Below are 15,659 nucleotides of genomic sequence, written 5' to 3'. Positions count from 1 at the left end.
GGGATTGCGTAGCACGGGGGAGGCTGGCGTGACTTGTTCGAAAAACGCACGGGTTCGTTAGCTGAGCTTAACGATGCCGTGCTCGGGTCAATGCGCGGAGCAGCGCAGCAGCGTGACGCCGTTCAGGGTGCGCGCGTTCAGGTCCGCCTGCAGAACGATACTGGTCCCCGGATCGCCCTGCGCCATCCCGAGCACCGCCGCGCAGTCGCCGAAGCCGAGGTCGGATTCGATCTCGAGCGTGATCGGTCCCATGCTGTCGGTCAGCAGCGAGAGCGACAGCAGCGCGGGGTCTTCGTCCGGTCCTTCGGTGATGGCAAAGCCGGTCAGTTCCACCCCGGAAAAGCGGTATTCCACGCTGTGTTCAAAGCCGAGAACGGGCGAGGCGAAGGAGGGGATGGCGAGGCAAAGCAGGCTGAGGGCGCGGCGCATGGGTTGACTCCTGTACAGGTGGACCCAGTGTGCCGCGCGATTTCCGCTGCGTAAAGCCTAGCCCTGCCGCGCCTTCCAGAGAGCCCAGAGATCGGGGCGGCGCTCCTTGGTCAGCGCTTCGGCCTGGGCGCGGCGCCATTTGGCGATTTCGCCATGGTGGCCGGACATCAACACGTCGGGGATGCCAAGACCCTGCCATTCGGTGGGGCGGGTGTATTGCGGATGCTCCAGCAGACCGTCGGAAAAGCTTTCCTCCTCCGTGGAGGCGGCATTGCCCAGCACGCCGGGCAGCAGGCGCACGGTGGCATCCAGCAGCGCCTGCGCGGCGATCTCACCGCCGGTCAGCACATAGTCGCCTAGGCTGACCTCCGTGATGCCGTAGTGGTCGATCACCCGCTGGTCGAGTCCTTCGAAACGGCCGCAGATCAGCGTCACGCCGGGGCGGTCCGCCAGCGCGCGGGCTGTGGCCTGCGTAAAGGGGCGCCCGCGCGGCGAGAGGTAGACCAGCGGAGCGGCGGGGTCCTGATCGGCGCGGGCGTGTTCGATGGCGGCACCCATGACATCGGGACGCAGCACCATGCCCGCGCCGCCACCCGCGGGTGTGTCGTCGACATTGCGGTGCTTGCCCTCGCCGAAGTCGCGCAGGGGGATGGCTTGCAACTGCCAGCGTTCCTCCTTCAGCGCCTTGCCGGTCAGGGACAGGCCGAGAACGCCGGGGAAGGCCTCCGGAAAGAGCGTGATGACCTGCGCGTTCCACGCCCGCGCCAGCGTCGGGCGGTCGGTCATCAGCTCGCGTGGCTTCAGGGTGGGGCGGATGGTCTTGCGACCGTGCGAAAGGGGGGGCGTGTCGGACATGGGCGCTGCCTTAGCCCGAGGGGCAGGTCGCAGGCAAGCGTCGAGCGCAGGCAGACCAGGCGCGGGCCTATGCGATGTGGGGCTGGAGCGGCAGGGTCACGGGTGCGTCGAGGTAGTCGCCGCGCTCCGGGTCCCGGGTCAGATGCCCGGAGGCCAGGTCCCACGACTGGCGCAACCGGGGGGGCCGGCCGTCGTGCCGGCCAAATGCGCCGATCGGCATCGGCCAGGCCTGTCCGGTCAGGTGGGACAGGCGGTGGAAGGTCTGCGCCACGCGCAGCTCCGCGCCCACCAGCGCGTCGGGCGGGTCGAGCGCCAGTTCGGCCGTGCGGTAGTGGCCGGCGTTCCAGTTCGCCACGGTGGCCCGGACCGCCGCAAGGTAGGCCGCGTTGCCGCTGTGCGCCGCCCCCAGCAGCCGCCCGTCCAGCGCGACCTGCGCGAGGTAGGTGGCCACGGTGGCACGGTCGCACCCCGCCTGCCGCAGGCACCAGAGCGCGGCGTCGCGCTGGGCGGGCTGGTTGCCGTCATGTTCCAGAACCACGCGGTGCCACAGGTCGATGTCGGAGGGCCCCAGCGCCTGAAGCGCTTCGAGCAGGGAGCCGGGTTCGTGATGGTGACGCTGGCGGGTCCAGAGCCATTGCGTCGCCAGAAACAGGCGGTGGTCGCGGTCCCATGTGGCGCGGGCGCGGGCGAGGGTGTCGATTTCGTCTCGTAGGCCAAGAACGGCATCGGGCCGACGGAAATATTGCGCCAGCCGCCCGGCTTCTCCGGGGGCGGTGGTCATCAGCCGCGCCAGCAGGAAAAGCGTCGCGCGTTGTTCTTCGGTCATCCGGTCCAGATCGGTGAGGCCCCAGCCCATCAGCGCGCGGCGCAGCACCCATGCGGTAGCCTGCTCCCGCGACAGCGGGGTGTGCATCGTCACCTGGCGGTCCTCCGGTACCAGTGCGCGGGCGATGGCGGCGTGCTGGGAGGCCGTGTCAGGCAGGTCGCGCGGGACGCGGCGCAGCGCTGCGTAACCGCGCGAGACAGGGGCAGACGGGCGGCGCGGTTCGGTCATCGACCCGCCGAGCGCCATCAGGCTGCAGGCTACCGTCAGCAGCATCGCGGGCAGTTGAAACCCGCCGCGCCAAACGATCATCAACATGGCAGAGGCCGGGATCAGCGCAAGGCTGATAAAGAGTAATCTGTGTGTGATCCTGTCCACCGCGACCGTCCATCAAATGTGACTCGATTGCGGCTAAAGTGGATGGAAATTATGGCAGGATATGGATGGATTCGAACCGGATTTGGCGTTAATTTTTCCCCCTGCCCGCTATAGTGATCTGTCAACTGTCCATTGTTGCCAGAACAATGACGCCATTAACGACCTGGTGAGGCGCAGGCTGTCCGACGGCGACTCAGTCCAGCAGGCCCTCCGGCGGGTCGGCCACGATGCGCCCCGCGGTCAGATCCACGGTAGGCACGCAGGTCAAGGTAAAGGGCAGCAGCACGGTCTGCGACGCGCCCGATCGGACGATTTCAAGCAGGTCGGTGGCGCCGTGGTTCAGCACTGCCTTCACGCGGCCCAGCTCGACCCCGCCGGTGTCATAAACGGCAACTCCGATCAGGTCGCTGTGATAGTATTCGTCATCGGGCAGCGAGGGCAGGCGGTCGCGCGGCGCATAAAGGCGCACGCCCCGCAGCGCGTCGGCATCCTCCTTCGAGCGCACGCCTGACAGCCGCGCGGCGAAGCCCTGCTTGACCTCTCGGGTCAGTTGCACCTCGTAGGTCTGGCCGTTGTCGCCAGTCAGCGGCGCATAGTCTGCGATTGCCTCGGGATCGGCGGTAAAGCTTTTCAGCCGCACCTCGCCGTGGACGCCAAAGGCGCCCCCGATGGTGCCGACGCAGATCTGATCCTCCATGGTCATCCCTTTCACTCCACGCAGTAGCCCGCGCGCACCCATTGCCCGCCGGATTGTTCACAAAGCACCTGCTGTTGTCCACGCTCATAGGCCACCCCCATGACGAAGGCGATCAGCAGAAGGATGGGGAGGCGGAACAGGCTGAACATGGGTGCGCCTGTGCCACGCCCCGTGGCGGGACGCCAGAGCGCCGCAGACCGGACCCTTGGCTTCGGCGGAAAGGCGCGGTGGCGGGCGAGAGACCGGACGGAAAAGCGCCCGGATACAAAAAGACCCCGGGACCGCACGGCACAGGTGCGGCCCCGAGGCCTCGAGGCAGGGGGCAGGTGGGCTGCCCCCTCCCGGTCCCGAAGGATTACTCGGTCGCTTCGGCGGCCGCTGCGGCCTTGGCGGCCTTTTCCTCGGCGCGGTCCTGGGCCTTCTTGCCCGGGGTGCCCTTCTTGGGGTTGGAACGCTCTTTCTTCTCGATCACGCCGGCGGCTTCGAGGAAGCGCGACACGCGGTCGGTCGGCTGCGCGCCCTGGCCCAGCCAGTACTGGATGCGCTCGAGGTCCATTTTCACGCGCTCTTCGCTGTCCTTGGCCAGCAGCGGGTTGTAGGTGCCCAGCTTCTCGATGAAGCGGCCATCGCGCGGCATGCGCGCATCGGCGGCGACGATGCGGTAGAACGGGCGCTTCTTGGAACCGCCGCGGGCGAGACGAATTTTGACAGCCATTGTTTGATCTCCTTTGGAATGGCGTTGACGACAGGCGGCGGCGTTACGCTTCGGCCTGGTGTTGCTTGTGGTGACGGATCACCTCCTGAATGACGAAATTCAGGAATTTCCGCGCGAAGACCGGGTCGAGGTCGGCCTCCAGCGCAAGAGCTTCGAGCCGCGCGATCTGTTTCTCCTCTCGCGCGGGGTCGGAGGGCGGGAGGTCGTGCTGCGCCTTCAGGGCGCCCACGGCCTGCGTGTGCTTGAACCGCTCCGCCAGCGTATAGACGAGGATCGCGTCGAGCCGGTCGATCGACTCGCGGTGACCCTTCAGGATTTGCGCCGCGCGGGTAACGTCATCGGGTGCGTCAGTCAATGGCAAAGCCTTTCGGTTTGAACAGAGGGTCCTGGTAATGCGCGATCTCCATGGCCACGCCGTGCCCGGTCTGGCCGCGCAACTGGTCCAGCGTCGGGTGGCGGTAGACGGCGTCAGAGCCGTCGACGGAGGCGGCGGCGTGGTCCTTCGTGCAGCCCAGGCGTTCGGCCAGGCGGATGGAATCGAGGTTCTTCGGGTCGATATAGGAAACGGCCGTGTCCCAGCCCATGTCGTGCAGGAAGTGGCGGCGCACGCGGTCGGTGGCCTCCAGCGCGAAACCCTTGCCGGCCTTGTCGGGCCAGATGATCCAGGCGATTTCCTTTTCCGGCCATTTGGCCGGGAACCAGCCGCCCGCCATGCCGACGGTCTCGCCGGTATCCTTCAGGTGGACCATCCACATGCCGAAGCCTCGGATTTCCCAATGCCCGATCTCGGCGGCATACAGCATCCACGTTTCATAGGCGTTGAGCGGCCCGCCCATGAAGCGTGAGCGGTAGGAGGCGAAAGTCGCCTTGAAATCGGGGTAATCCTGCGACTGGGGCGCCTTCAGCACGAGCCGCTTCGTTTCCAGGACGGGGATCTGCGTGATGGTCATGCGTCCCCCTGCGAATGGCGCCAGACGTGCAGGTGGTCGTCGCCGCGCGCGGCTTCGGCGGCGGCATCGCGGCGTGCGCCCGACCGTTTCATCAGCCGGTTGGCGCGGTCGTTGTCAGAGGCGACATGCGACACGACACTGTCCCACTTCAATGTGGAAAAGGCGTGGTCGCGCGCGGCCTCCAGTGCCTCCAGCGCGATGCCCTGACCTTCGGCACCGGCGGTCAGGATGATGCTCAGCTCCGGCTCCGCCGCGTTCCAGTCGAAGTCGAGCGCCACGAAACCGGCGGTCGGCGTGGTCGCGGCGTCGATGGTCCAGAGCCCGTGGCCGTGCAGCATCCAGCAAGCCACCGCGCGGGCAAAGCCGTTCCAGGCCTCTTCGCGGGTGAACGGCCCGTCGACAAAGATCGCCCGGTCGGAGGTCAAGATCTCGGCGTAAGCCTTGAAATCGTAGACGCGCGGACCGCGCAGTTGCAGGCGCCTGGTGTCGATGACGGGCACCTTGCCGCCGATGCGCGCGGCGGTGCGGGCGGCGGGGCCGGGGCGGTGCTTTTCACAGGGCGCGAACTGGGGGCGGGCCGCGGAAGCGGGGCCGGTCATGGAGGCGGGCGTCGGGGCGGGCGCGGCGTCGGATCGGGGATCGGTCATGGCCGGGCCTCCGGGTGGCGCCAGAGCTTGACCGGGCGGTCGAGCAATTGCGTTTCGCGCTCCGGCTGCGCGCCGAGTTTCAGCAGCATGCCTTCGGCAGCGCCGTTGTCGGGGTGCACAAAGGAGGCGAGCCGGTTCAGCCCATGCGCTTCCCACGCCCAGAGACGGGCGGCGCGCATGGCCTCCGTGCCGTAGCCCACACCTTCGAGCCTTGCGTCATAGATGTGGCAGGTCAGCTCCGGCTCTTCCCACATGACGTGGTTCAGCAGGCCGGTGCGGCCGATTGCCTGGCCTTTCAGCGTGATGGTGAACAGCCCGTAGCCGCGCAGGCCCCAATGCCCGAACTGCGACAGGAAACCCCGCCACGTGTCGAACCGGTCGCTGCGCGGCCCGCCGACAAAGCGTGCGCGTTCGGAGGCCATGAAGGCGGCGACGGGTTCGAAGTCTTCTTCCTCCGGGGTGCGCAGCACGAGGCGGTCGGTGGCGATGGAGATATGCGCCTTCATTCGGCGGCCTCGCCCGCTTGGTCTGCCTTCAGCCCGGCGTGCGGGCCGGGATGGCGCCAGAGTTCGTCCACGCCCATGTTGGTGTTGTGGTACATGCGTTCGAATTTCGCGCCGAGGCGGGTGGCCAGCGCCTTTGACCGGGCGTTGTCGGGCACGATGTTGGAGGTCAGCGTGGTCAGGCCGAAGTCCTCGTAGGCCCAGCGGCGGGCGCGCAGGGCGGCCTCGTAGGCGATGCCACGGCCTTCGAAGCCGTCGAAGACCACCCAGCCCAGTTCCGGTTCGGGCCAGGTTTCGGGATTCCAGACGCCGCAGATGCCGGCGGGTTTGCCGCTTTCCCGGTCCTCTATGACGAAATAGCCGTAGCCGTGCCAGTGCCAGTGGCCGACGTTCATGGCGAACCAGCGCCACGCATCGCCGCGCTCGGCGATATGACCGAAGCCAGCGGCGCGGTCCTCGTCCATCAGGAAGGCCATGACGGCGGGCGCGTCCTCGCGGCGCGGGCCGCGCAGGATCAGGCGGTCGGTTTCGAGCGTGGGGGCGAAGGGGACGAGGGGCGTCATGCGTAGGCCTCCGGGCTGCCATCGGCGTCGGGCACCGGGTGGCGCCATGCCTGGACGGGATGTCCGAGCAGCGTGGTCTCGCGCTCGAAGCGGGCGCCGAGCCGTTCGGCCACGCGCAGGGAGGGCGCGTTTTTCGCGTCGATGTAGGAGATCAGCGGCCCGAGGCCCAGCGCGGTATGTGCCCAGTCGCGCACGGCAAGCGCGGCCTCGGTGGCGTAGCCCTGACCCTCGTGGCCGTCGAAAAGGTGCCAGCCCAGCTCCGGCTCCTCCCACGCAGGATGTTCGATCACCCCAACGCGGCCGACGGGCGTTTCGTCACGGAGTACGGTGAAGAAGCCAAAGCCCTTGAAGGTCCAGTGTCCGGCGGTGGCGAGGAAGCCGCGCCAGCGGACGAACTCGTCCTCCTGCCTGCCCCCGATGAAGCCCAGCCGCTCCGACGTCGCCATGAAGCCGGAGACCACCGGCCAGTCGGAGGCCTGCGGCGGCCTGAGCGTCAGGCGGGGGGTATGGAGGACGGGATCGGTCATAGGTTTTTTCAGCGGGTGATTTTTCTGTGAAAAATCGGGTCTCCGGCGGGTGTATTCGGAAGGCGCAGGAGCCGGTGGCGCGGTGGGGGTCCTTGTCTGGGGGCGGGTGTCTTGGTCCGGGGCGTTTGCGCGCTCTGGCGGGTTACTTCTTCTTCTTGCCGAAGCCCGAGAGGCCGGGGGGCAGGCCCATGCCGCCGCCCATGCCGGGCAGTCCGCCGGGAAGCTTGCCGCCCATCTGTTTGGCCGCCGCTTCCAGCGCCTTCGGGTCCATCTGGGAGGGGTCCATACCGGCCGGGGGCATCCCGCCCTTGCCGAACATGCCCTTCATGGCCTGTTTCAGCATGCCGCCCTTGCCCATCTTCTTCATCATGTCGGACATCTGGCGCTGCATCTTCAGCAGCTTGTTGAGGTCGGAAACCTCCATGCCCGCGCCCGCCGCGATGCGTTTCTTGCGCGAGGCCTGCAGGACGGCGGGGTTGGCGCGCTCCTGCTTGGTCATGGAGTTGATCAGAGCGATCTGACGTTTCAGAACCTTGTCGTCAAGCTCGGCGCTGTCGACCTGCTTGGCCATCTTGCCCATGCCCGGCAGCATGTCCATCATGCCCGCCATGCCGCCCATCCTGATCATCTGTTCGAGCTGCGTCCGAAGGTCGTTCATGTTGAACTGACCCTTCTGGAAGCGCTTCATCATGCGTTCGGCCTGTTCGACCTCCAGCGTGGCCTGCGCCTTTTCGACCAGCGCCACGATGTCGCCCATGCCGAGGATGCGGCCAGCAACGCGGTCGGGTTCGAAGGTCTCGAGCGCTTCCATCTTTTCGCCGAGGCCGACGAACTTGATCGGCTTGCCGGTGACGGCGCGCATCGACAGCGCGGCACCGCCACGGCCATCGCCGTCCATCCGGGTCAGCACGACGCCGGTGATACCGACGCGATTGTCGAAGTTCTCCGCCGTGTGCACCGCGTCCTGACCGGTCAGGCCGTCGACCACCAGCAGGGTTTCGCGCGGGTTGGCAACGTCGCGGACAGCTTCGACCTGGGCCATAAGCTCTTCGTCGATCGACAGGCGGCCGGCGGTGTCCAACAGGTAGACGTCGTAGCCGCCAAGGCCGGCCTGGGTCTTCGCGCGTTTCGCAATGGTGACGGGGTCCTCGCCCTTTACGATGGGGAGGGTATCGACGCCGATCTGCTGGCCGAGGATAGCGAGCTGTTCCATCGCCGCCGGCCGGTTCACGTCGAGCGAGGCCATCAGGACCTTCTTGCCCTCGCGCTCCTTCAGGCGTTTCGCCAGCTTCGCGGTGGTTGTCGTCTTGCCGCCGCCCTGAAGGCCGACCATCAGGATCGGCGCGGGCGGGTTGTCGATCTTCAGCTTGCCGGGGTCCTGATCGTCGCCCGCCAGAACGGCGATCAGCTCGTCGTGGACGATTTTCACGACCTGCTGGCCAGGCGTCACCGATTTCGTCACCGCCGCGCCGGTGGCCTTTTTCTCTACCGCCTTCACGAATTGGCGCGCCACCGGCAGGGAGACGTCGGCCTCCAGCAGCGCGGTGCGGACCTCGCGCAGCGCGGTTTTCACATCGTCCTCGGACAGGGCGCCCGCCTTGGTCAGCCGGTCGAAAACGCCGCCCAGGCGCTCGGAGAGATTTTCGAACATGGGCTTTACGCCTTTCTTTTTCGTCTCTGTTGGTCGCACCATACGTAGGCAGGGCGGACCGGCATCGCAATTCATCGGTGTTCCCGGCGGACAAATGCGGCGACGCCCCCGTGGGCGCAACGCGCTGACGGGGGGCGATCCCGGGCCATGCCCAAGGGACCGGAAGACACAAGTCTGCTTCCGGAGATGGGCCGGGAATGCCCCAAACCGGCCCCGAAGTCAACCCGAGTCAACCCGGCAGAGTCAATCCGGGTCAATCCGGGTCACGCCCGGCACGTACCCCGTGCCGCCGGGGGCAGGTCCCCGGCCATTACGGCCCTCATGGTGCCGGATGTCACCCTATCCCAAGGAATGAAAGCGCCCCCCTTGTCGTGTGGAGCGTGGTCCAGATATACGGGTTTACGCAGGGTTGCGCTGGCCGCAGGTGCGGTGCGACTCTTGGCGACCCGTGAAACATCTGCCCGGGTCGTGCGTTGAAGCAAGCGAGGTATTTTGCAGAGTATCCTTTCGAGGCCCGTCACGTCCCATGCCCGTCAACTTCACAACATTCCCGGACCTGAACATCGCGCTGTGCGTTTTTTCCGGCCTGGCGCGTGCCGAAGAGAACATCGAAGCGGTCCTCGAGTACCGATCGCGCCCGGACTACGATTCGATGCTGCACATCCTGATGGACCTCGCGGATTGCCGTTTCCCGGAGACGTTCTTTACCGACATGAAAATGCTGCAATCCCGGCTGGGGTTTCATTTCAAATCCCGCGATCCGCGGTCGCATACCTCGATCTACGCGCCGGGCGATGTGGCCTACGGAACGGCGCGCATGTTCAAATCCTCGGTGAACCCGAATTCGCCCAATCCGGTGAAATACTTCCGCAACGCTGAGGATGCTCTGCGGTTCGTCGATCTCGATCCGTCCGACCACCGGGTGCAGGGGCTTTTGCGGCCGCCACCGCTGCGAGCGCGGCGGACAGGCATGCTTTGAACGCGAGAATGGCGCGAAGGCAGGCGGTCCCTACTGATGTGGTTGCGCAGTCCTGAGGCAAGACCCGCCTGACCGGAGATCAGGCCCGGTGCGAAGCCAAAAACGTTGCGCAGACAGGTGTCGCGGCGGCATAAGGGCCGTGTTCCGGAAATCACTGCGGCCCGATCCAACATGCCTGCCAGCTATGACATTCTTCCCGATCGCAACCTCTTTGTCGTGCGGTTCGAAGGCAACATCACCGTCGATCAGAACATGGAGTGCCTGCTGGCGTATCACGCGGACCCGCTGTCGGACAGCGGTCACCACATGCTTCTGGATGTGGAGGAGTGTCGTTTCCCGGACAGGTTCTTTGAAGAAACACAGCGCATCGTGGAACGGTTGCGGCCCTACCACACCGGGCGCGACCCGCGCGCGCGGACGGCGATCTATGCGCCGACGAAAGTCAATTTCGGGATCTGCAAGCTGTATGAGCGGGCGGTAAAGGCGCGGATGCCGTATCCGCTGATCGTCACGCGGGACGCCGAAGAGGCGCTGGCCTACGTGGACCTGGACCCGAAGGACGCCGGCATGCGCGCGCTTCTGCATGTGCCCGCGATCGGGCGCACCGCCTTCTGAGCGGCACGGCCTCGAAGGGCCGCGCCGGTTTGCAGATCAGGCCACCCTGGCCAGATCCTGCTCGGCCCGCGCCTGCGAGGCATCGGCATCGAGGCTTTGCAAATCGGAGCGGACCACCTGCACGTCGGTGATCCCGATGAAGCCCAGCATGTGCCGCAGCCACGGCGTGGCAAAATCGATAGCGCTGTCCACTTCCGTGCCGCCGGAGGCGATCACGAGAATGGCGCGCTTGCCGGTCAGCAGGCCTTCGGGGCCGGTTTCGGTGTAGCGGAAGGTGATCCCGGCGCGCGCGACCATGTCCATCCATGCCTTCAGGCTGGCGGGGGCGGCAAAGTTGTAGATCGGCGTGGAGATCAGCAGCGTGTCGGCGGCACGCACTTCGTCGATCAGTTCTTCCGACAGGGCCAGGCGGGCGCGCTGTTCCTCGGTGCGGCTTTCGTCGGCGGTGAAGGCGGCGTGAAGCCAACCGGCGTCAAGCTGCGGTATCGTTTCCTTTGACAGGTCGCGGGTCAGGGTCTTCGACGGCTGAAGTTTGGCCGCGACGCGGTCGGCGAGCGCTCGGGTGGTGGAGTTCTCGTGCCGCGCGGAGGCGTCGATGCGCAAGAGGGTCTGGGTCATGTTGTCTGTCCTTCGTCTGTCAAGTGATGTGCCGGTGGTCAGGGCGAGACCCTGAATGTCTGCCGGATACATGGACCTTGCGGAGGCGAACGCAATCTGAACAGATTGACGGCAACTGTTTGTAAATGCACAGGCCCTGAGATGGACAATTGGGATGAGGTGCGCACCGCCTTTCAGGTGGCGCGCATGGGAACGGTGAGCGGCGCGGCGGAAGTGCTGGGCGTCCACCACGCGACGGTGATCCGCCATATCGACGCGCTGGAGGGGCGGCTGGGCGTGAAGCTGTTTCAGCGCCACGCGCGCGGCTACACCGCGACGGAGGCGGGGCAGGATCTGCTGCGCGTGGCGCAGACCACAGACGAGCAGCTGCAACAGCTGGAGGGGCGGATTCGCGGGCGCGGATCGGACGTGTCCGGCGAACTGCTGGTGACCTCGCTACTGGCCTTTGCGCCGATGATGGTGCCCGCGCTCAAGTCCTTCCGCGAGAAATACCCCGATGTGATCGTGCGGTATCTGACAGACGACCGCGTGTTCCGGCTGGAATACGGCGAAGCGCATGTGGCCCTGCGCGCGGGCAATGCCCCGCAGGAGCCGGATAATGTGGTGCAGTCCTTCGCGCAGCAGGACGTGGCGCTTTACGGGCACCGCGAATATGTGGCCCGCCGGGGGATGCCGGAGGATGTGGCCGCCCTGACAGAGCATGATTTCGTCGGCCACGACGACCCCGACAACCGTGCGCCCTACTACCGCTGGCTGCGGGCGCATGTGCCGTTCGAACGGGTGGTGTTCCGCTCGGCCGACAGCCGGGTGCTGGAAACGGCGGTGATGGCTGGGGCCGGTCTGGGCTTCATGGGTACGCGGGAGGCGGCGTCGCACCCGGACCTCGTGCAGGTCATGGCGCCGCGCGACGACTGGACCGCGCCGCTCTGGCTGGTGACGCATGTGGACCTGCACCGCACGGCAAAGGTCCAGGCTTTCCTCAGCCACCTGAAGGAACTGGCGGGCACGGGTTCTGCGCGATGAGTCTCTCGGAGGCCGGCAAGGGCCATCTTGCCATGCTGGGCTTCGCCTCCATCGTGGCGGGGTCGTTTCCGCTGGGCGCCATGGTGGGCCCGCATATCGAACCGGAGGTCTTGAACGCGGTGCGCTTTGCCGTGGCGGCGGGCGCTTTGTGGGCGGCGGTCCTGATAACCGGTCAGGGGGCGGTGGGCGTGGGGCGCGCGCCATGGCGCTACTTTGCGTTGGCGGGGCTGTTCGCGATCTACTTCGTCACGATGTTCGAGGGCCTGAAGACGGCGGAGCCGGTAAGCATGGCGGCGGTTTTCACCCTGAACCCGGCGCTGACGGCGCTCTTTGGCTGGTTCGTGGTGCGGCAGGTGACGACAGCGCGGATGGCGCTGGCCATCGTGGTCGGCGGGTTGGGTGCGCTTTGGGTGATCTTCCGGGGCGACCCGGCGCTGGCCATGAAATTCGAGGTCGGCGAGGGAGAGCGCATCTATTTCTGGGGATGCATCGCCCACGCGCTCTACTCCCCGCTCCTGCGCAAGCTCAACCGCGGCGAACCGGCGCTGTCCTTTACCGCGGCGATCCTGACGGCGGGGGCGGTGATCCTCGGGGTCTACGCCTTTGGCGACATCGTGGCGACGGACTGGGCGGCGATGCCGTCGATCGTCTGGTGGGTGATCGTCTACACGGCGCTGGTAGCGACGGGGGTTACGTTCCTCATTCTCCGCTACGCGACCCTGCGCCTGCCCTCGGCCAAGGTCATGGCCTATACTTACATCGTCCCGAGTTTTGTCATCCTTTGGCAGTTGGCACTGGGGCAGGGCGTGCCAGCCGCCATGGTGCTGCCCGGCGTGGCGCTGACGGGGCTATCGCTGCTGATGCTGTTGAAGGACGAGGGCCACTGACGGGCGCGCCGGTGGTGAGGGCGGATGCCTCCGGCGGGAGTATTTGCAAAGCAAAGAAGCAGCGAGCGCGCCCCCTGTTTCTCTGCTTCTGAAATACTCCTTCAGTCCTCTCCGCCCTCGCGACCGAAGACGAACTCGCTTTCCAGAAACCGTTCGAAATCGTCGAGGTTCACCGGCTCGAAAAGACCGAAGCCCTGCATCCAGACCGTGGCCTCGCGCAACGCGTCGGGTTCGAGCTTGCACCACTTCACCCGGCCGCGTTTTTCCTGAGAGATAAGCCCGGCGGCGGTCAGCACCATGAGATGCTTTGAAATCGCGGCCAGCGACATCTCGAAGGGGTCGGCCACGTCGGTCACGGCCATGTCGTCCTCCAGCAGCATGGCGAGGATGCGGCGGCGCGTGGGGTCCGCAAGGGCGGCAAAGGTGGCGTCGAGGCGGTCTGTCATGCCAACCCCGATAGCGGCAAACGCGGGACTTGCACAGGGTCTTGGGGGGGACCGGGGCGGGGGCGTGAAAGCAGATTCAACTCAACAGTTGAATGTGCATTTCAGGCGGGCTTTGCCCTGCGCGGGGGGGGCGGTACGCCGGTGCGCGCGATCGGGCGTTAAAAATTTTCCATATAAATCAATAATCTGACGGCGTAAATGCGGGGGTTAACCGGGCGTTGACTCGGGGGGGCGTACCGCCTATTCCCTCCGCGAACTCTGGTGGAGCCGAAACGCCCATGAGCGCGCCCGACGAAAAGCAGCAGATGCAGCAGCTCGAAGAGCGCCTTGCCGCCTACAAGAAGGCGACGGGAAAGGTGAAGGCGCACCAGGAAGAACACTACAGTCAGGCCAATATCGCCTGGCGCATGGTGACGGAGATGGTGGCGGGCCTGGGCATCGGGTTCGGCATCGGCTACGGGCTGGACATGGTGCTGGGCACCACGCCGTGGCTCATGGTCGTCTTCGCGCTGCTCGGCATCGCCGCCGGCATCAACGTGATGCTGCGCACGGCGAAAGACGTGCAGGCGAGGCATGAAATGAACGGGGCGGACGCGCCCGTGGATGACAAGAGTGCCGCGCGCGGCGCAGATGAGGGGAACAGAGATGGCCACTGAAACGCATGGTGCCGAGGCTGCAGCAGAGGGCAGCGCCCTGGTTTTCCACCCGATGGACCAGTTCATCGTCAAGCCGCTGTTCGGCAATGGCGACGTGGGCATGTTCACGATCACCAACGTCACGCTGTGGCTGTTCCTCGCCATCGTGTCGGTCGTGCTGCTGATGGTGCTGGGCACCTCGCGCCGGGCCATCGTGCCGTCGCGGTCGCAGTCGATCGCGGAACTGGCCTACGGCTTTGTGCACAAGATGGTCGAGGACGTGGCGGGCAAGGACGGTCTGAAGTATTTCCCCTACATCATGACGCTGTTCCTGTTCATCGTCTTCGCCAACTTTCTCGGGCTGATCCCGATGTCCTTTACCACCACGTCGCATTTTGCCGTGACCGTGGTGCTGGCGCTGGCGGTCTTCCTCACCGTTACCATCCTGGGTTTCGTGAAGAACGGCGCGTCGTTCCTGGGGCTGTTCTGGGTCGCATCCGCGCCGCTGGCGCTGCGCCCCGTGCTGGCCGTGATCGAACTGATCTCGTACTTCGTGCGCCCGGTCAGCCACTCCATCCGTCTTGCCGGTAACGTCATGGCGGGCCACGCGGTGATCAAGGTCTTTGCAGGCTTCGCCGCCATCGCCGCCATCAGCCCGATCTCGGTTATCGCGATCACGGCCATGTACGGTCTCGAAGTGCTCGTCGCCTTCATCCAGGCCTACGTGTTCACGATCCTGACCTGCGTGTACCTGAAGGACGCGCTGCATCCGCACCACTAAGTCCGGTGGGCCGAAAGCCCGCCGAACCCCGCTTCATACTGATACGAAACTTCCAATCGTAAGGAGATACACCATGGAAGGTCTCAACTTCATCGGCGCAGGTCTGGCAGCAATCGGTTCCGGCGCAGCCGCAATCGGCGTGGGCAACGTGGCCGGCAACTTCCTGGCAGGCGCACTGCGCAACCCGTCGGCTGCCGCATCGCAGACCGCGACCCTCTTCATCGGCATCGCATTCGCGGAAGCACTGGGCATCTTCTCGTTCCTGGTCTCCCTGCTGCTGATGTTCGCCGTCTGAACCACGGAACGTAACGATCCTTACGCGCGGGCGGTTCGGGCCAGACCCGGACCGCCCGATGTAGAGACAAGTTCCGACGGAGAACGACATGGCGACAGAACCCATCACGGAAGAGCTCGCGGGCGTCTGCGTCGATTCGCATGGCAGTGCCGTGGGTATGCCGCAGCTGTGCGGCGACTGGATCGGCAACCAGGTCTTCTGGCTCATCATCACACTGGTGGTGATCTATTTTATCCTGGCGCGTGTCGCCCTGCCGCGGATCGCGTCCGTCCTGGCCGAACGCCAGGGCACCATCACGAATGACATCGCCGCAGCCGAAGAGCTGAAGGCGAAGGCGCAGGATGCCGAGGCCGCCTATGAAAAGGCGCTCGCGGATGCCCGTGCCGAGGCGCAGACCATCGCGCAGAAGACCCGCGACGTGATCAAGGCCGATCTCGACGTGGAAATGGCCAAGGCCGACGCTCAGATCGCCGCCAAGGCCGCCGAATCCGAGCAGGCAATCGCGGGAATCCGTGACAGCGCTCTCGCGAATGTCGAGGTCGTGGCCAAAGATACGGCAGCCGCCATCGTGGCCGCACTCGGTGTCACCGCGGACGAGGCGCGCGTCAACGCGGCCGTCGACAGCCAGCTGAAGGGGTAAGA

At 66.0% G+C, this 15,659-nt stretch carries 23 protein-coding genes; 8 read left to right on the top strand and 15 right to left on the bottom strand.

The window, feature by feature from the left end; translation table 11 throughout:
- Window positions 1–87 precede the first annotated feature (87 nt).
- The 13 genes from J5474_RS07755 to ffh form a co-directional block, all read right to left on the bottom strand.
- Window positions 88–429 (bottom strand): hypothetical protein, encoded by a 342-nt coding sequence (locus J5474_RS07755; RefSeq protein WP_209360235.1) that lies wholly within the window; start codon window positions 427–429, stop codon window positions 88–90.
- Window positions 430–486: 57 nt separating this feature from the next.
- Window positions 487–1,284 carry a tRNA (guanosine(37)-N1)-methyltransferase TrmD gene (trmD, locus tag J5474_RS07750; RefSeq protein WP_209360234.1) on the bottom strand — a complete coding sequence of 266 codons (798 nt, stop codon included), beginning with the start codon at window positions 1,282–1,284 and terminating at the stop codon, window positions 487–489.
- Window positions 1,285–1,351: 67 nt separating this feature from the next.
- Complete coding sequence (locus tag J5474_RS07745; protein ID WP_209360233.1) at window positions 1,352–2,485, bottom strand: hypothetical protein; 1,134 nt, start codon at window positions 2,483–2,485, stop codon at window positions 1,352–1,354.
- 193 nt (window positions 2,486–2,678) lie between these two features.
- Window positions 2,679–3,182: a ribosome maturation factor RimM gene (gene rimM / locus J5474_RS07740; protein ID WP_209360363.1), complete on the bottom strand. Its 504-nt coding sequence runs from the start codon at window positions 3,180–3,182 to the stop codon at window positions 2,679–2,681.
- 11 nt (window positions 3,183–3,193) lie between these two features.
- Window positions 3,194–3,331, bottom strand: coding sequence for a hypothetical protein (locus tag J5474_RS07735; protein ID WP_209360232.1), 138 nt, complete (start codon window positions 3,329–3,331; stop codon window positions 3,194–3,196).
- A gap of 206 nt (window positions 3,332–3,537) precedes the next feature.
- Window positions 3,538–3,897 carry a 30S ribosomal protein S16 gene (gene rpsP / locus J5474_RS07730; RefSeq protein ID WP_209360231.1) on the bottom strand — a complete coding sequence of 120 codons (360 nt, stop codon included), beginning with the start codon at window positions 3,895–3,897 and terminating at the stop codon, window positions 3,538–3,540.
- Between the two features lie 43 nt (window positions 3,898–3,940).
- Window positions 3,941–4,252, bottom strand: coding sequence for a chorismate mutase (locus J5474_RS07725; RefSeq protein WP_209360230.1), 312 nt, complete (start codon window positions 4,250–4,252; stop codon window positions 3,941–3,943).
- On the bottom strand, window positions 4,245–4,847 hold the full coding sequence (locus tag J5474_RS07720; protein ID WP_209360229.1) for a GNAT family N-acetyltransferase: 603 nt from the start codon (window positions 4,845–4,847) through the stop codon (window positions 4,245–4,247). The genes J5474_RS07725 and J5474_RS07720 overlap by 8 nt, the downstream gene beginning before the upstream one ends.
- A complete protein-coding gene (locus J5474_RS07715; RefSeq protein ID WP_245216317.1) occupies window positions 4,844–5,494 on the bottom strand; it encodes a GNAT family N-acetyltransferase in 651 nt (216 codons plus the stop codon). Before J5474_RS07715 ends, J5474_RS07720 begins: the two co-directional genes overlap by 4 nt.
- A complete protein-coding gene (locus J5474_RS07710; protein ID WP_209360228.1) occupies window positions 5,491–6,000 on the bottom strand; it encodes a GNAT family N-acetyltransferase in 510 nt (169 codons plus the stop codon). The genes J5474_RS07715 and J5474_RS07710 overlap by 4 nt, the downstream gene beginning before the upstream one ends.
- Window positions 5,997–6,560, bottom strand: coding sequence for a GNAT family N-acetyltransferase (locus tag J5474_RS07705; protein ID WP_209360227.1), 564 nt, complete (start codon window positions 6,558–6,560; stop codon window positions 5,997–5,999). Before J5474_RS07705 ends, J5474_RS07710 begins: the two co-directional genes overlap by 4 nt.
- Complete coding sequence (locus J5474_RS07700) at window positions 6,557–7,087, bottom strand: GNAT family N-acetyltransferase (RefSeq protein WP_209360226.1); 531 nt, start codon at window positions 7,085–7,087, stop codon at window positions 6,557–6,559. The genes J5474_RS07705 and J5474_RS07700 overlap by 4 nt, the downstream gene beginning before the upstream one ends.
- 142 nt (window positions 7,088–7,229) lie before the next feature.
- Window positions 7,230–8,738 (bottom strand): signal recognition particle protein, encoded by a 1,509-nt coding sequence (gene ffh, locus J5474_RS07695; RefSeq protein ID WP_209360225.1) that lies wholly within the window; start codon window positions 8,736–8,738, stop codon window positions 7,230–7,232.
- A gap of 526 nt (window positions 8,739–9,264) precedes the next feature.
- On the opposite strand from ffh, the gene J5474_RS07690 reads away from it, so the two are divergent.
- A complete protein-coding gene (locus tag J5474_RS07690; RefSeq protein WP_209360224.1) occupies window positions 9,265–9,717 on the top strand; it encodes a hypothetical protein in 453 nt (150 codons plus the stop codon).
- 171 nt (window positions 9,718–9,888) lie between these two features.
- A complete protein-coding gene (locus J5474_RS07685; protein WP_209360223.1) occupies window positions 9,889–10,332 on the top strand; it encodes a hypothetical protein in 444 nt (147 codons plus the stop codon).
- 36 nt (window positions 10,333–10,368) lie between these two features.
- Here J5474_RS07685 and J5474_RS07680 read toward each other — a convergent pair whose 3' ends face one another.
- Window positions 10,369–10,950, bottom strand: coding sequence for an FMN-dependent NADH-azoreductase (locus J5474_RS07680; protein WP_209360222.1), 582 nt, complete (start codon window positions 10,948–10,950; stop codon window positions 10,369–10,371).
- 141 nt (window positions 10,951–11,091) lie between these two features.
- Between J5474_RS07680 and J5474_RS07675 the strand changes: the two genes are divergently transcribed.
- Together J5474_RS07675 and J5474_RS07670 are read left to right on the top strand one after the other, a co-directional pair.
- The gene (locus J5474_RS07675; RefSeq protein ID WP_209360221.1) at window positions 11,092–11,973 is read left to right on the top strand and encodes a LysR family transcriptional regulator; all 882 of its coding nucleotides are present in this window, start codon (window positions 11,092–11,094) and stop codon (window positions 11,971–11,973) included.
- Window positions 11,970–12,860, top strand: a complete 891-nt coding sequence (locus tag J5474_RS07670; RefSeq protein WP_209360220.1) for a DMT family transporter — start codon at window positions 11,970–11,972, stop codon at window positions 12,858–12,860. Before J5474_RS07675 ends, J5474_RS07670 begins: the two co-directional genes overlap by 4 nt.
- Window positions 12,861–12,961: 101 nt before the next feature.
- Here J5474_RS07670 and J5474_RS07665 read toward each other — a convergent pair whose 3' ends face one another.
- Window positions 12,962–13,306 carry an ArsR/SmtB family transcription factor gene (locus tag J5474_RS07665; RefSeq protein ID WP_209360219.1) on the bottom strand — a complete coding sequence of 115 codons (345 nt, stop codon included), beginning with the start codon at window positions 13,304–13,306 and terminating at the stop codon, window positions 12,962–12,964.
- A gap of 278 nt (window positions 13,307–13,584) precedes the next feature.
- Here J5474_RS07665 and J5474_RS07660 point away from each other — a divergent pair, with 278 nt between their 5' ends.
- The 4 genes from J5474_RS07660 to J5474_RS07645 all read left to right on the top strand — a co-directional run bounded on the left by J5474_RS07660 (window position 13,585) and on the right by J5474_RS07645 (window position 15,657).
- Complete coding sequence (locus tag J5474_RS07660; RefSeq protein WP_209360218.1) at window positions 13,585–13,962, top strand: AtpZ/AtpI family protein; 378 nt, start codon at window positions 13,585–13,587, stop codon at window positions 13,960–13,962.
- Window positions 13,952–14,722: a F0F1 ATP synthase subunit A gene (locus tag J5474_RS07655; protein ID WP_209360217.1), complete on the top strand. Its 771-nt coding sequence runs from the start codon at window positions 13,952–13,954 to the stop codon at window positions 14,720–14,722. Before J5474_RS07660 ends, J5474_RS07655 begins: the two co-directional genes overlap by 11 nt.
- A gap of 73 nt (window positions 14,723–14,795) precedes the next feature.
- Entirely contained in the window at window positions 14,796–15,017 is a 222-nt protein-coding gene (locus J5474_RS07650) for a F0F1 ATP synthase subunit C (RefSeq protein ID WP_043140840.1), read from the top strand.
- A gap of 88 nt (window positions 15,018–15,105) precedes the next feature.
- Complete coding sequence (locus tag J5474_RS07645; RefSeq protein WP_209360216.1) at window positions 15,106–15,657, top strand: F0F1 ATP synthase subunit B'; 552 nt, start codon at window positions 15,106–15,108, stop codon at window positions 15,655–15,657.
- Window positions 15,658–15,659 lie beyond the last annotated feature (2 nt).

Source organism: Sagittula salina, assembly GCF_017813235.1.
GTDB lineage: Bacteria > Pseudomonadota > Alphaproteobacteria > Rhodobacterales > Rhodobacteraceae > Sagittula > Sagittula salina.
This window is presented reverse-complemented; position numbering and strand designations above follow the sequence as displayed.

Coding starts and splice junctions, on each gene's coding strand:
- J5474_RS07755 (WP_209360235.1), bottom strand. CDS start 429: ATGCGCCGCGCCCTCAGCCTGCTTTGCCTCGCCATCCCCTCCTTCGCC.
- trmD (WP_209360234.1), bottom strand. CDS start 1,284: ATGTCCGACACGCCCCCCCTTTCGCACGGTCGCAAGACCATCCGCCCC.
- rimM (WP_209360363.1), bottom strand. CDS start 3,182: ATGGAGGATCAGATCTGCGTCGGCACCATCGGGGGCGCCTTTGGCGTC.
- J5474_RS07735 (WP_209360232.1), bottom strand. CDS start 3,331: ATGTTCAGCCTGTTCCGCCTCCCCATCCTTCTGCTGATCGCCTTCGTC.
- rpsP (WP_209360231.1), bottom strand. CDS start 3,897: ATGGCTGTCAAAATTCGTCTCGCCCGCGGCGGTTCCAAGAAGCGCCCG.
- J5474_RS07720 (WP_209360229.1), bottom strand. CDS start 4,847: ATGACCATCACGCAGATCCCCGTCCTGGAAACGAAGCGGCTCGTGCTG.
- J5474_RS07715 (WP_245216317.1), bottom strand. CDS start 5,494: ATGACCGATCCCCGATCCGACGCCGCGCCCGCCCCGACGCCCGCCTCC.
- J5474_RS07710 (WP_209360228.1), bottom strand. CDS start 6,000: ATGAAGGCGCATATCTCCATCGCCACCGACCGCCTCGTGCTGCGCACC.
- J5474_RS07705 (WP_209360227.1), bottom strand. CDS start 6,560: ATGACGCCCCTCGTCCCCTTCGCCCCCACGCTCGAAACCGACCGCCTG.
- J5474_RS07700 (WP_209360226.1), bottom strand. CDS start 7,087: ATGACCGATCCCGTCCTCCATACCCCCCGCCTGACGCTCAGGCCGCCG.
- ffh (WP_209360225.1), bottom strand. CDS start 8,738: ATGTTCGAAAATCTCTCCGAGCGCCTGGGCGGCGTTTTCGACCGGCTG.
- J5474_RS07690 (WP_209360224.1), top strand. CDS start 9,265: ATGCCCGTCAACTTCACAACATTCCCGGACCTGAACATCGCGCTGTGC.
- J5474_RS07685 (WP_209360223.1), top strand. CDS start 9,889: ATGCCTGCCAGCTATGACATTCTTCCCGATCGCAACCTCTTTGTCGTG.
- J5474_RS07680 (WP_209360222.1), bottom strand. CDS start 10,950: ATGACCCAGACCCTCTTGCGCATCGACGCCTCCGCGCGGCACGAGAAC.
- J5474_RS07675 (WP_209360221.1), top strand. CDS start 11,092: ATGGACAATTGGGATGAGGTGCGCACCGCCTTTCAGGTGGCGCGCATG.
- J5474_RS07670 (WP_209360220.1), top strand. CDS start 11,970: ATGAGTCTCTCGGAGGCCGGCAAGGGCCATCTTGCCATGCTGGGCTTC.
- J5474_RS07665 (WP_209360219.1), bottom strand. CDS start 13,306: ATGACAGACCGCCTCGACGCCACCTTTGCCGCCCTTGCGGACCCCACG.
- J5474_RS07660 (WP_209360218.1), top strand. CDS start 13,585: ATGAGCGCGCCCGACGAAAAGCAGCAGATGCAGCAGCTCGAAGAGCGC.
- J5474_RS07655 (WP_209360217.1), top strand. CDS start 13,952: ATGGCCACTGAAACGCATGGTGCCGAGGCTGCAGCAGAGGGCAGCGCC.
- J5474_RS07650 (WP_043140840.1), top strand. CDS start 14,796: ATGGAAGGTCTCAACTTCATCGGCGCAGGTCTGGCAGCAATCGGTTCC.
- J5474_RS07645 (WP_209360216.1), top strand. CDS start 15,106: ATGGCGACAGAACCCATCACGGAAGAGCTCGCGGGCGTCTGCGTCGAT.